At 62.2% G+C, this 12,679-nt stretch carries 11 protein-coding genes and 1 tRNA gene; 9 read left to right on the top strand and 3 right to left on the bottom strand.

The window, feature by feature from the left end; genetic code table 11:
• Positions 1-220 precede the first annotated feature (220 nt).
• Together ABZ444_RS47160 and ABZ444_RS47155 are read left to right on the top strand one after the other, a co-directional pair.
• Positions 221-766, top strand: a complete 546-nt coding sequence (locus tag ABZ444_RS47160) for a hypothetical protein (protein ID WP_358010861.1) — start codon at positions 221-223, stop codon at positions 764-766.
• Positions 767-823: 57 nt separating this feature from the next.
• Positions 824-896, top strand: a tRNA-Arg gene (locus ABZ444_RS47155).
• A gap of 84 nt (positions 897-980) precedes the next feature.
• Here ABZ444_RS47155 and ABZ444_RS47150 read toward each other — a convergent pair.
• Entirely contained in the window at positions 981-1,511 is a 531-nt protein-coding gene (locus ABZ444_RS47150) for a tyrosine-type recombinase/integrase (protein ID WP_358010860.1), read from the bottom strand.
• A gap of 96 nt (positions 1,512-1,607) precedes the next feature.
• Here ABZ444_RS47150 and ABZ444_RS47145 point away from each other — a divergent pair, with 96 nt between their 5' ends.
• Together ABZ444_RS47145 and ABZ444_RS47140 are read left to right on the top strand one after the other, a co-directional pair.
• A complete protein-coding gene (locus ABZ444_RS47145) occupies positions 1,608-1,835 on the top strand; it encodes a GntR family transcriptional regulator (protein WP_352365806.1) in 228 nt (75 codons plus the stop codon).
• Between the two features lie 144 nt (positions 1,836-1,979).
• The gene (locus ABZ444_RS47140; protein WP_358010859.1) at positions 1,980-2,447 is read left to right on the top strand and encodes an SRPBCC family protein; all 468 of its coding nucleotides are present in this window, start codon (positions 1,980-1,982) and stop codon (positions 2,445-2,447) included.
• Between the two features lie 264 nt (positions 2,448-2,711).
• Here ABZ444_RS47140 and ABZ444_RS47135 read toward each other — a convergent pair whose 3' ends face one another.
• A complete protein-coding gene (locus tag ABZ444_RS47135) occupies positions 2,712-3,041 on the bottom strand; it encodes a tetratricopeptide repeat protein (RefSeq protein WP_358010858.1) in 330 nt (109 codons plus the stop codon).
• A complete protein-coding gene (locus ABZ444_RS47130; protein WP_358010857.1) occupies positions 3,028-4,878 on the bottom strand; it encodes a tetratricopeptide repeat protein in 1,851 nt (616 codons plus the stop codon). The genes ABZ444_RS47135 and ABZ444_RS47130 overlap by 14 nt, the downstream gene beginning before the upstream one ends.
• Positions 4,879-6,303: 1,425 nt before the next feature.
• On the opposite strand from ABZ444_RS47130, the gene ABZ444_RS47125 reads away from it, so the two are divergent.
• The 5 genes from ABZ444_RS47125 (at position 6,304) to ABZ444_RS47105 (ending at position 12,542) form a co-directional block, all read left to right on the top strand.
• Positions 6,304-8,805 (top strand): ATP-binding protein, encoded by a 2,502-nt coding sequence (locus ABZ444_RS47125; RefSeq protein ID WP_358010856.1) that lies wholly within the window; start codon positions 6,304-6,306, stop codon positions 8,803-8,805.
• A gap of 13 nt (positions 8,806-8,818) precedes the next feature.
• Positions 8,819-9,310: a hypothetical protein gene (locus tag ABZ444_RS47120; RefSeq protein ID WP_358010855.1), complete on the top strand. Its 492-nt coding sequence runs from the start codon at positions 8,819-8,821 to the stop codon at positions 9,308-9,310.
• Between the two features lie 86 nt (positions 9,311-9,396).
• Complete coding sequence (locus tag ABZ444_RS47115; RefSeq protein ID WP_358010854.1) at positions 9,397-10,221, top strand: IS5 family transposase; 825 nt, start codon at positions 9,397-9,399, stop codon at positions 10,219-10,221.
• Positions 10,222-10,908: 687 nt separating this feature from the next.
• On the top strand, positions 10,909-11,373 hold the full coding sequence (locus tag ABZ444_RS47110) for a hypothetical protein (protein WP_358010852.1): 465 nt from the start codon (positions 10,909-10,911) through the stop codon (positions 11,371-11,373).
• Between the two features lie 467 nt (positions 11,374-11,840).
• Complete coding sequence (locus tag ABZ444_RS47105; protein WP_358010851.1) at positions 11,841-12,542, top strand: DUF6461 domain-containing protein; 702 nt, start codon at positions 11,841-11,843, stop codon at positions 12,540-12,542.
• Positions 12,543-12,679: the final 137 nt, after the last annotated feature.

The following is a 12,679-nucleotide window of genomic DNA, read 5'->3' as shown; positions in this document are numbered from 1 at the left end:
GGCCCCAAGCGGCGCCCCGGACGGCGTCGCCCAACCCGCCATCGCCCGCGCCCCGGCGCCACAGCCCCTCACCGCCGCTCGTGTCATGTCCTCATCTCACCACTCCCGAACGCCGCCGCCGTCCTCCGAGGGTCAGCCTGTGGATACACCTTTCGATGTATCCACAGGCTCGTTTTCGCCGACGATGTGCCGGGCCGCGAATCCCAGCAAGCTGGTGCATGTGATTGTCGCCATCCTCATCGGCTGCGAAATCGGCTTCTGGCTCCTCCTGGGACTCGGCCTGGCCTGCCGCTACCTCTGGAAGCGCCGACGGCTGAGCACGGCCCTCCTGCTCTGCGTCCCGCTCCTCGACGTGGTCCTGCTGGCCGCGGCGGTCATCGACATGCGCGGCGGCGCCACGGCGGACCTGCGCCACGGCCTGGCAGCGGCCTACCTGGCCTACTCGATCGTCTTCGGCCACCGGACGATGCGCTGGGCCGACGCCCGCTTCCACCACCGCTTCGCCGGCGGCCCCCCACCCTGGAAGCCTCCAGCAGGTGGACCCGCCCGGACGCGTTACGAGTGGACATTCTGGCTGAAACTGCTCCTGGCGTACGGGATCTCGTGCCTCATCCTCTTCGGCCTCATCTGGCTCGTGAACGACCCTTCCCGCACAAAAGCCCTGGCCGACTTCATGCTCAACCTCCTCAAGGTCCCCCTGATCGCCCTGATCTGGCCGGTGAGCCACACGCTCTGGCCCAAGAAGGAGGAGTCGGCACGCCAGTGATCGCGGTAATCGGTTCGATGCACTGCACAGAACCCGCTATGCTTGCTTACGCAGCGAGCGGCCGTAGCTCAATGGATAGAGCATCTGACTACGGATCAGAAGGTTGGGGTTTCGAGTACCTCCGGCCGCACAGCAGGTCAAAGGCCCTCCGGGATCATCCCGGAGGGCCTTTTTCGTGTCCGTACAGCAGCGTTGTACAGCTACGCCGCCGAGCTTAACCGTCTGATTCGGCGGTCAGACGCTCGTTCAGCCGGTCGAGCGCCTTGCGGGTCTCCGGGCTCGGGATCTGCGTATAGACGTCCATGGTCATCGAGATCTGCGAGTGCCGCAGGATGCGCATCGCCACACGCGGGTGAACGTCGAGGGCGGCCAGGAGCGAGGCACAGGTGTGCCGGGTGTCGTGCACACGGATACGCGGGACGCCCGCACGGTGGCAGTGGGTCTCGAAGGCCCGGTTGAAGTTCCGAGGCTCTATCGGCGTACCGGTGCGGGTCGTGAAGATCATGTCTGAGGCCGTCCATCCGTCCCCGGCCATCTTGCGTGCCTCCTCCTGGACGCGTTGGCGGTGCTTGAGCGCCGTAACGCACATACCGAAGAGCGGCAGCGAAGCGGTTGAGTCCTCTGTCTTGGTGGTGTGCCGATGGAGGAGCCGGCCACCGACCCTGGTGAGCTGGTGGGAGATCCAGAGCTGTCCGCCGACGAGATCCACACTGCGGGACTCCGCACAGTCGCTCACCAACGCCATGACCACAACCTATCCCAGCCTGTCTTAACCTGTCTATAGCATTACTAGCAATGCCTGTGCTATGCCGTTAGGTGCAGGGATACCTAGAGTCGTCCCGTGATCGAATGGGACCCGCGGCTCTACAAGTGGGAGCAGATAGCCAACGTCGTGGCCGAGCGCATCGGCGACGGCACCTACCCGCCCCTCACCCTCATCTCCGAGGTGAAGCTGCAGGAGGAGTTCGACGTCGCACGAGTGACCATCCGCAAGGCGATGGAAGCGCTCAGAGAACGAGGGCTGATCACCACAAAGCCCGGCAAGGGCTCCATCGTGTCCCCGCAGTAGTCATGCCTGCCCCCTCAACAGCCGCATCACCGGCGACACCTGATGGGGGGCTATCCACGGCACCTTTAAAGGCGCTGGTCCGGCTGTCGTTCGACGAGGATGGGCGAGGATGGGCCTGAACAGCTCCGGTCCTAGACTCGGGCCATGGACAGGACTGACCGCGCCAGCCGGCTGATCGCGGCATCACCGGCGACTGTCTACGGCGCCCTCCTCGACCGGGAGTCCCTCGAAGTCTGGTTGCCGCCGGACGGCATGCGCGGGCGGATCGAGCGGTGGGATCCCCGGCCTGGTGGCGGGTTCCGGATGGTCCTCACGTACCTTGACCCCACCGGCAGCCCAGGCAAGTCGTCAGACGCGACGGATGTCGTCGACGTCGGGTTCGCCGAACTGGTTCCACCGGAGCGCGTGGTGCAGCGGGCGGTGTTCGAGGCCGATGACCCGTCGTACGCGGGCACCATGACGATGACCTGGCACCTGACTGCAGCCGGCGAAGGGACCGAGGTAACCGTTACCGCCACGGGCGTACCAACCGGCATCGACCAGGCGGTGCACGAAGTCGGGCTCGCCTCCTCGCTGGCCAACCTGGCGTCGTACGTCGAAGGGGCCGGCTGACTCAGTTCGGACTGCACCCGAAGGTGCTACCTCAGCCTGAACAGCATCGCCACCGCCGGAGAAGTTGACGAAACAGCAGGTCAGACGGAGTGCTTCACGACCGGATGAGAACTTTCCCTACGGTTTCAAGGGCCGCGCCGCCTGCGGCGCCCCGGCCGCGCGCCTGCGGCAAGCTGGCCCGGCTGCGGCTCTTCGGCCGGTCCGGGCCAGCACCGCCTGCGCGCACATAGACGTCCCCAGCAACATGTCCACAAATTGCCGTGGTCAGAGATCGCCATGGTCTGCCCGGATCCGTTCGGCTTCTCGTTGCATCTCTTCTGCTTCGGCCGGACGATCCAGCTCCGAGAACGTCACACTGAGGTTGGTCAATGAGGTGGCGAGGCCGGGGCGGTACCGATCGGGGTAGGCGGCGGCCAGTTCCCGGTGGATGGCTACCGCCTCTTCAGTCGCCCGCAAGGCCTCGGCCGGACGACCCAGTCCCGAGAACATCACGCCGAGGTTGGACAGTGAGGCGGCCAGGTCGGGGCGGTACCGGTCGGGATAGGCAGCCGCCAGCTCCCGGTGGATGGCTACCGCCTCTTCAGTCGCCCGCAAGGCCCTCCGCCGGACGACCCAGCTCCGAGAAGCGGTTACCGAGATTGGACAGGAAGGTGGCCAGGTCGGGGCGGTAGCGGTCGGGGTAGGCGGCCGCCAGCTCCCGGTAGATAACTACCGCCTCCTCGGACGCCAACAAAGCCTCAGCAGGACGACCCAGCTCAGCAAACGTCATACCGAGGTTGGTCAGGGAGGTGGCGAGGTCGGGGCGGTAGCGGTCGGGGTAGGCGGCGGCCAAGTTCCGGCGAATGGCTACCGCCTCCTGCTCGGCCGACAGGGCCTCGGCCGGACGGCCTACCTCCGAGACATGGACGCCGAGGATGGAAAGCCAACGCGCGCGTTCCCCGGCCTGGGCATTCGCTGGAGTGCTGTCCAAGATGCGTCGTGCGAGCAGGGCATACGCTTCGGCGAGCACCAACGAGGGATACGGCAGCGCCTTGTGCAACGCCACCAGAGTCTCCCGGGGAGCCGGGACTGACCCCACCTCACCGGCAACGACCGGAAGCAACCGTTGCAAGATCTTCCCAGCCGCACCCAACTCCTGCGCCGCCCGCGCCAACATCACCAGCGCCCGCCGCGCCTGACGCTCATCCAAATTCGCCAGACAAGCCTCCAGCAACTCCGCCGAGCCGCTCAGCTGCCGGGTGACGTGCAGCTCCGCAAGCCGATCCGGCCGCAACCGCCCCAGCCACTCTCGGCTATCCTCGCCGTCATCCGGCGGATATATCTCCCGCAACCAATCCGCCACCAGGACCGAGGGCGCCCCATCAGGTACCCGCCCCACCACCTCGGCCGCCTGATCGCGATCGACTGCCCCCAGCAACGTACCCGCCGCCACCATCTGCTCAATAGCCAACGCGCTCAGCCCGTAGGCTCCCTGCAGGAAGCCACGCGCCCTTGCGGTCTGCACCCAGTAGCGGCGTTCATGCCCCAGCAACTCCTCCAGCACATCCCCCACAGCCACCGACACCGCGTTGCTATTCAACTGTGAGCGCAACACCACCAGCAGCGCAGCCGCATGCAAATCCAAGATCCGGTGAAGTCCATCTCCCAGCTCCACCTCAAAGGTTCGCGGAGGCTCCACTCCCACCGCAGCAGCGAAGTGCGGTACCGCCTCCGTCACCAGGTCACGATCCGACTTGCCTGCCGTCACCCGCTCGGCCAGCTCAATCCCTGACCCCGCTTCGGTCACCATCTGCCGCACCCGTGCCGACTCGCCCCCCAACTGCCGCCACCACTCCCCGGTACTGCGTGCCAGCAGCAGCACTCTCACCCGCCGGCCTTCATCACCGGCCACCTCGTGCAGCAATCCCGACAGCCCGGTCCGCGTCTCGGCGTAATCCACCACCACCAGCACCTGACGCTGCTCCACTGCCCGCCACCGCGACAACGCATCAGCCTCAGCGTCGTCGCGGACCTCCAGCGAGCCCCATCCATGGCCCAACCGACGGGAGAGCTCCACCGCCAGGCGCGACTTACCGACCCCACCCGGCCCCGTCAGCAACCGCAACCGCCCCGCTCGTGGATCACGGCACCAGGCGAGAAGCTCCTCCAACTCCCGCTCCCGGCCCTCGAACGGCACGACCCTCCGTGATGCGTGTAGCAGCATCGCCGGCCCCGACTCATCGGCCAGCAACTCGGCTGCCGCTGCAAGGGAATCTCGCGCCGCAGCCTTCTCCCGTCTGCGGTCGATGACGGTCGGGCCGAAGGCCGATACGACACCGCCGACAAGGGCGCCAAGCACGGTCGGCAGCGGCTTGCCATCCGCGAAGGCAGCAACGGCAACCGCCACCGCACCCACCACGATCGCGGCGAACACCCGCTGCCAACCAGTCACACCCTCTTGTGTAGAGCGCGACCAAGATCCATACAGGTCCTGTTATTCAATCGTTCAGTCCGGCCGTGACGATCGCTCACTTCGGTACCCCAGGTACGGGCTGGGGCGATCGGCTGCCGCGACCCTCCTTCGGAGGGCCTTGCCATCGACCACTACGGATACAGGTGGCACCAACGAGACCGTCGGAAATCAACCCCTGAGCTCTCCATCCAAGCCGGGGCGCTTCAGTGAGGGGACACCTCAGGATCCCGAGCATGGCCGACCTGACCCTTGTCGATCGCGGTCTCGTAGAACGCGTCGGCGAGCGGCCACGATGATTCCCCTGATCGTAGGCCCGTCGGGTTCAAGCGGATCAATCCATCGCAGATAAGAGGAGCCTGGAAGCCGGGCAAGTACGGGAGCGCTGACGACGTCTGGATTCCCAGACCCACATCACTTGCGACATCACCGGGATGGTCGGCACGTACAGCGACCCCAGGCATGTCATCCTCTACACCACTGACTTCGAGCTCACAGTCCCGCGAGGCCCGATGGGTGACACCGCGAGACATCGAGAGCTACCAGATGGATGGTCAATGCGCATGCGCATCAACCACTGCCTACAAGCAGCTGGCCTGTACATCGGTTGAGAGCCGGGGCCGCTCAGCATGCAGCCGCTGCTGACCATGCTCGATGCCGTGACAGAGCCCCAGCTCAAGCCGTGAACGCCGATGGATGAGACTGTCTCCACGGTTCAGAGGCAGGCTGCCTGCGGCGGTCTGCCTCACGTCGGGCAGGTGCCCACGCTGCAGCTCTTCGGCCAGTCGCGGGCAGCTCCGCCACGCGCCGACCCGCCATAGCGACTATCCAGAACTCTTATGTCCATATCACAACAAGAAGTGCTTTTATCCAGAAATGTTACCCAGCCATCTAATAGGGCTACAGTGTCCGCATCAATGCCCAAAAGTACTAGACCGACCCTAACGCCATCCGAGCATGTCCGGCGGGCCTGCATTGGCAGCCGATACGGTCTGACAGTAACCCGGTATTCCACGTCTCCGATTCAAAGCAACATTCTGATAACAGAATGCGTCATCTACTTCTGCTTCTGGCGATGAGCGGGAAAGTAGTGAGCCAAGGGTGCGCTTGGAGAGTGCCGCGTTGCGCGTTCATTGTCGCACAACTCTATATGTGATTCACTGGAGCCTCGTGTCCTATAGCTTTGAGGAGACGCCACTTTGGCGGCGTACACTTGCAAGTCGCCCCGACGATCCTCATGCAGAACAACGACAGTCCCTGCGATTCGCATATCTCCAATTCCGAACAGTAGCGGAAGCGCTCGCCAACGAGATTGCCGTTGCGCTGCCGATGTTTACAGACCACTCAATTAGACATGCTGATGCGCTCTGGGATATAGCATCACAACTCTGCGGAGAAGACTATCCCATGAATCCGGCTGAAGCATTTGTGCTTGGGGGCGCTTTCCTGCTCCACGATCTCGGCATGGGTCTTGCGGCATTCCCTGGTGGGCTAACTGAAATCGAGGGCGACCCAAATTTCGGTGATCTGGTCGCTACCATCAAAGCACGTCTGCAGGCGACGGAACCAAGCGCCAGCGTAGAGGTGATCTCACAACTTGCACGGGATGAGGCGATCGCTGAGCTCCTTCGCCTCCGGCACGCTGTACAAGCCGAGCGTTTGGTTAGTACCCACTTCCGCACATCAGGGGGAGAGGTCTTCTATCTGCTGCAGGACGCAGCGTTGAGACACACGTTTGGGGAGCTGATCGGCCAGATCGCGTACAGCCACTGGTGGTCAGTGGAACAGTTACGAGACCTTCCGCAGCGCAGGGGCGCTTATGCAGATCACCCAGGGGACTGGGAACTGAGCCCTCTTAAAATTGCGTGTGTGCTCCGCTTAGCCGATGCGTCGCAAATCGACAGTCGACGCGCTCCTGTATACACGCATGCATTCCGGCAACCTACGGGGGTATCGCGAGACCATTGGTACTTTCAGGAGAGGCTCACCCGGCCACTGGTTGTAGCGGATAGGTTTGTGTACACATCAACCCGCTCCTTTGGCCGAGACGAGGCTGCGGCTTGGTGGCTGGCATTCGAGACAATTCAGACGATCAATCAGGAACTGCGGCAGGTTGACGCGCTCTGCGCCGATATGGGGCTGCCGCGATTCGAGGTGCGGTCAATTGCTGGAGCTGATGCGCCGGCCCGACTTGCAGAACACATCAAGACCGATGGCTGGAAACCTATCGATGCCAGATTGCGGGTCACTGACGCGGTGCAAGTAGTTTCCAGTATAGGCGGGCAAGATCTTTATGGAAAGCGGCCCGAAATAGCGGTTCGCGAATTAATTGCTAATGCTAGCGATGCTACACAGGCGCGCGCTATCCATGAAGGCGGTCCGCTACGACCGGTGACAGTCAGGCTCGCCGAAGAGGGCGGCACTTGGTGGCTCGTTGTTGAGGACGAAGGAATTGGCATGTCGCCGGAAACTATGGTTTCCGCGCTAACCGACTTCGGTCACTCCCACTGGCGCTCATCCGCGACGCTGTCGCATTATCCAGGGTTGCTCGCTAACGGTTTCGAGCCTACCGGAAAGTTCGGCATTGGCTTCTTCGCTATATTCATGGCAGCCGATGAGGTCCAAGTCCGCAGCCTCCCATTGGGAGAAGCTCCTCGCTCAACTCATGTACTGGAATTCAACAATAGCGTAGCTGGACGTCCCTTGCTGAGGGAAGCAACGCGTTCTGAATGGCTGCCTGGCCCAGGGACGCTCGTACGAGCCAGACTGAAGAACGATCCACGCACACTCGACGGAATCTTCCGAACTGATAGCCGTCGTTGGTCACATACACGAATCTTGCATGCCGATCTGACTAACCTATGTGCTCTCGCCGAAGTGGATATCCATGTCCAGGGGCCAACGGATCCAGCACCCGTTCGGATCGTGAGGGCAGGAGATTGGAAAGAGATACCTGCGGCCGAGTTGTTTCGGCGCGTGTATCTCCAATGGGAGTACAACCCACTCAATCAGAGAGTGCTTGACCACTATCAGAATCTTTTTGTTGATCAGGCAACTACGCTAGTAAATGACAACGGTGACATCGTTGGTCGTGCGATGTTGTGTTCCGGCGACGAACATATTGTCCACTCCGGCCTCAGTAAAGGCTTCGCGCCATATGGATGGGTTTATGTGGGAGGACTCAGATCATCGTTTCTCAACTGGACCATGGGAGCCTTCCAAGGTAGACCCCTTACGGCTAATAGAATGTCTGCCTTCCCGCTAGCCAGCACTGAGAACTTTCGCCATTGGGCTGAGTCTCAGGCAAAGGCAGCAAGAAACAGTAGATGGGGCACGCCAGGTCTTCTATGGATAGCAACAGATCTCGTACATGGCTTTGGCGGGAGTGATGACGAGCTTCCATGTGCAGATTCCGGTAGCTGTCTCCTCAACCGAAAAGATCTAGAAGAATGGCTGCGTAATCGCAAGGATGTCTTGCTGATATCGGACGCGGAGCTTCTGCGTATCGATCAGCATGCTGGAGGGACAGGACCGCGATGCCTCTTCTTTAGCAACGACGGCGTCGAAGTCCGAATACCGGAGAATGCCCTCGTTGTCGATATCTATCCTAGATGGATGTTTCCAGAGGAGGTAGCTAAACGCCCTCGAGACAAGCGCTTTGCTGAGATTGCAGCAGATGTGGATCTTACGGACCCACGGTACTGGTGGTATAACACCGGTAGTTTTGGTGCTATTGCGACAGTCATCGAGACGATTGCAGAATGCTGGGATATGCAAGTCGTCGATGTAGTCAACCTCCTAGAATCATGCAGTGTGACAAATGAAGGTGATACGCGCCTAGAATTGCCCACCGCAGACGGGAGGGTATTTCCCGTAGATGCGGTCCGTCTGCGACGACCTGAGGCATGAAAAAGGGAGTAGCGTGAGCAGGCCCGAGATTTCCGACACAGAAGCCGTAAGCCCCGATGTCTTGAAGGACTTTGGATTAGAGCGCTATCGCTACATCCTACAACAACTGAACACACTTAACGATAATGTGTATAAGTTTCTTGGCATTTACCAGACGCTAACAACGGCTATCGCCGGGGCAGCACTCGCCCTATTTGTCGGCTACAAGAATTGGGATATTCCGCCACACCTGGCCAGGAGTGGCGTCGTTGGACTGCTATTCCTTGAAACAGTCGTTGCTTTTTTTGCTGTCCTGATAATCGTGACGGGAATTTTATCATGGATCGATTATCGTCGAGAGGAGGTTGAACTCACTGATCGGATCGTTCACTCCCGCTTTCGCAGGGCTCCAACTTTCCGCAACTTCTGGCGTTGGCATGAACTGTATATCATTATTTTCATTCTAGTATCGACTTTATCTCTATGGATATGCGCCTACATGTTGATTCTCCCGGGTATCAGATGATCGCTGGCTTAGAGCGTATTTGAGAAGATCGTTTATGCACGGCGTGGCAGCATGACGGCCAGCTCGTGGGCGGCCAAGGTGGCCGAATGCCCCCGCAGCGCTACCCCTCAGACCTGACCGACGCCCAATGGGACCTCATCACGCCTCTGCTTCCCGAGCCCAACAGCGGCGGCCGTCCAGAGAAGCACCCGCGCCGGGAGATCGTCAACGCCATCCTGTACGTGGTCCGTTCCGGCTGCCCGTGGCGGTATCTGCCCACGGACCTGCCTCCCTGGCAGACCGTGTACTGGTACTTCCAGCAGTGGGAGCAGGCCGGCGTGACCGAGGCCCTGCTGCGCGAGCTGCGCATCAGGGCCCGCCGCCAGGACGGCCGTGACGACGAGCCGTCCGCCGGCATCATCGACTCCCAGAGCGTCAAGGGCGCCGACACCGTCGGGCGTGACAGCCGCGGCTACGATGCCGGTAAGAAGGTCAACGGGCGCAAGCGGTTCATCATCACCGACACCACCGGCCTGCTGGTCACCGTCGCGGTGATGGCGGCGAGCTGGCAGGACCGTGACGGCGCCAAGACCGCGCTGCTGTCGGCGTATCTGACGACCCCGATCCGGCACGTCTTCGCCGACCAGGGGTTTGCCGGCCGGTTGGTGGACTGGGTCCGCGAGACCCTGCGTACAACGTTGGAGATCGTCCGCAAGCCCGCTGATCAGCGAGGCTTCAGCGTCATCGCACGGCGTTGGGTGGTGGAGAGGACGCTGGCTTGGCTGACCGCCTGTCGCCGTCTGGCCCGCGACTACGAACGAGACCCGAAGATCTCCGAGGCCATCATCCGCTGGGCTGCCATCGCCGGTATGGCCCGCCGTCTCACCCGCACGGGCCCCGCTCGGCGACAAGCCAGAATCGTCTGCGACTAACGAAGATCGCCGATCTCAAACACTCACTTAGGTTTCTTGGCGCTCAGGTCGGGCGGGCGCCGGACACGAGGTGACCAGGTGAGGCTGCGACGATCGCCCACTTCGTTTCGCACCACACAGGGTTGGGGCGGTAGCTGCTTTGCCATTGGGCAGCGTCGGCTGACGACAATCTCCTGCGCCAGCGATACATTGCAGCCAACGCCTATCCCCTTTTCCTGAGGGGACGCTCTTCGCCAGACGAGTATTAGGTGGCCTGTGACGGCACCGTCGGCTCCCAGTCCGGCCCGGGTTAGCGCTGCGAGCAGTCACATGGCTCAAGTTCATTACCCGCGAGCAGCCTGCTCGGTACTCCTAAAGCGGAGAGTCAGACTGCCGCAGGGCTTCCGTTTCTCGGACCTGGCCCTGCGGTACGAGTCCCAGTGCCAGCCGATGAGCGGGCTGGTCACTGCGGTGGCGGTGCAATACAGCGGCAGCGTGCAGCAACCCTGCTGCATTAGAGCAGGCATCATCCGCATCGCCAGAGGAGTACCGCTGGACGTTTGTGCCTAGCTCCCGTTTGCAAGCAGGCGCTCTTTGGTGCCAGACGAGAGGATGTGCCACTCCGTGATCTTGCAGGTGGCTCTGGCGGTCCGGAGCATGGGAGAGTCGCTCTTGTTTGGGAATCATGTGGTGATCGGAGATGAGTGAATGTCGGGAAGCCTCGCGGAGCTTGTGCTGTCGTTCCTGGACGAGGAACTCGTTCTCGACCGGGGACATGTGAACGCGGAGGCTCGGGGCAATCTGATGACATTCGGCTTCGCTGAGGGCTTCGACGCGGGGTTGGTGGAGCAGGCTCTCGTCGCGGTCGGTGAGCGGCTCGGTACGCGGTTCGCTGACGTCGCCGGGCCTGTGACGTTCTATGCCTGGTACGACGAGCAGGCCGGCCAGCTACGGTGTTCGGTGGCCTCTGTCGAGCCAAGTGATCTGCCCTTCGGGGGCGCCTTCCGGCCTGTGGACAACCCCGTGCCTGTGGTCGCGCTGATGGCCGCGGACCCATTGCCGGGCGTGGTGCCGTGGACGGATCTGCGGGAGGTTCCCGACGAGGACGATGCCGGCCCGGACGAGCAGGTCGAGTACACCTTCCCGGTATTTGCCGTGAAGCTCACCCGGTGAAGTGGTCGCGTCCACTGACGTGGTGTACAGCAGCGTCGTACAGCAACACCGTCTCACACCATCACCAGCCACCGGACCGTGTCTGCCCCGTGAGCAGGACCAGACGCGGTGAACGAGGTATCTGCACTTCCCTACGGATCAGAAGGTTGGGGTTTCGAGTACCTCCGGCCGCACACATGCGAAAGGCCCGCAACCAGGGGTTCCTGGGAGCGGGCCTTTCTGTTTGTCAGGACAATCTCCAGATCTTGCTAACAGCGTGGCTCCCGCTGCTGCTTGATGTCCCTACAGAGGAAGCCGATCCGGCCGCCTGGCCCAGCATTCACCCCGGGTCGCGAGAGCCGCTGCGCGGCGTCGATCATGGACTGTCGGGGCAGCCGTTTGAGTCGCCTCGGGAGCGGGCGTTGAACGGGCAAGGGGCAGGAATGCGGCGGTCTGAGCGTCTTTGGCATCTGGTCCGGTCCTATGACATGGGCGAGTGGTTCATGTCCGCGTGGGTCGAGGGTCTGGAGGTGTGGGAGGCCGCCCGACGTCTGGGGGCATCGGTCGCGGAGGTGGATCACTCGATCCAGTGCACCTGGGCGAATGTCCTGCGTGGGCTGCCCGCTGATGATGATGCGGGGGTTGTCTGGGCAGGCCCGGTCACGGCGGATTGGACGCAGATCATTCAGGTGCGGGGGTTCGATTGCGACCAGGCTCTGCGAGATCTCTCCTACGGCGGGCGGGCGCTGAAGGTGGGTTGGGACCTGAACGGGCCCCGTGATCTGGTGTATGCGGTCAACGGCGAATACGTTACGGGCCTCAGCGTCACCGTCCCCGGAGAGTGCTGGGGCAGCGATCCTCAGGCGCTCGACCACCACGCTCAGGGGTTGCAGTTCGATCTGGACGACTCCAGTTGGCAGAGCGATCCCGACCTGCCGCCGGGCTGGCTGGAGTACTGCGCGTGGGAGGAGGCCCGGCTTGAGAGAGGGCAGGACTATGGAGATGAAGACATCCCCGAGGAATGGCAGGACTTCATTGCCCGGGCTCACAGCGAATACAGCCCTCCGATGGCGACCTGCCTCACGTCGGCCCTGACGCTTGTTGGCAGAGTGACGGGCAGGGAGATTGACCGGGAGTGGATGAACGGGACTCACACCCGCTACGTGATCCGCGACAAGCACAACGGCTGAGGTCCGGTAACGCAGCTCAGCAGAAGGCCCCTGGACAGACATGGTGAAGTCAAGGGGTCGTCGCAACACTGATTGATCAACTGGCTGTTGCCAGGAGCTTGGTGAGACGCTCGGCTGGGGTTTCCCAGCCGAGCGTC

This window comes from Nonomuraea sp. NPDC005730 (genome assembly GCF_040630865.1).
Taxonomy (GTDB): domain Bacteria; phylum Actinomycetota; class Actinomycetes; order Streptosporangiales; family Streptosporangiaceae; genus Nonomuraea.
The sequence above is the reverse complement of the archived record's forward strand: the minus strand, read 5'-3'. Positions and strand labels throughout refer to the sequence as shown.

Excerpts from the sequence above, each read along its gene's own strand:
- ABZ444_RS47150 (WP_358010860.1), bottom strand. The coding sequence starts at position 1,511 with ATGGCGTTGGTGAGCGACTGTGCGGAGTCCCGCAGTGTGGATCTCGTC.
- ABZ444_RS47140 (WP_358010859.1), top strand. The coding sequence starts at position 1,980 with ATGGACAGGACTGACCGCGCCAGCCGGCTGATCGCGGCATCACCGGCG.
- ABZ444_RS47125 (WP_358010856.1), top strand. The coding sequence starts at position 6,304 with ATGAATCCGGCTGAAGCATTTGTGCTTGGGGGCGCTTTCCTGCTCCAC.
- ABZ444_RS47115 (WP_358010854.1), top strand. The coding sequence starts at position 9,397 with ATGCCCCCGCAGCGCTACCCCTCAGACCTGACCGACGCCCAATGGGAC.
- ABZ444_RS47110 (WP_358010852.1), top strand. The coding sequence starts at position 10,909 with ATGTCGGGAAGCCTCGCGGAGCTTGTGCTGTCGTTCCTGGACGAGGAA.
- ABZ444_RS47105 (WP_358010851.1), top strand. The coding sequence starts at position 11,841 with ATGGGCGAGTGGTTCATGTCCGCGTGGGTCGAGGGTCTGGAGGTGTGG.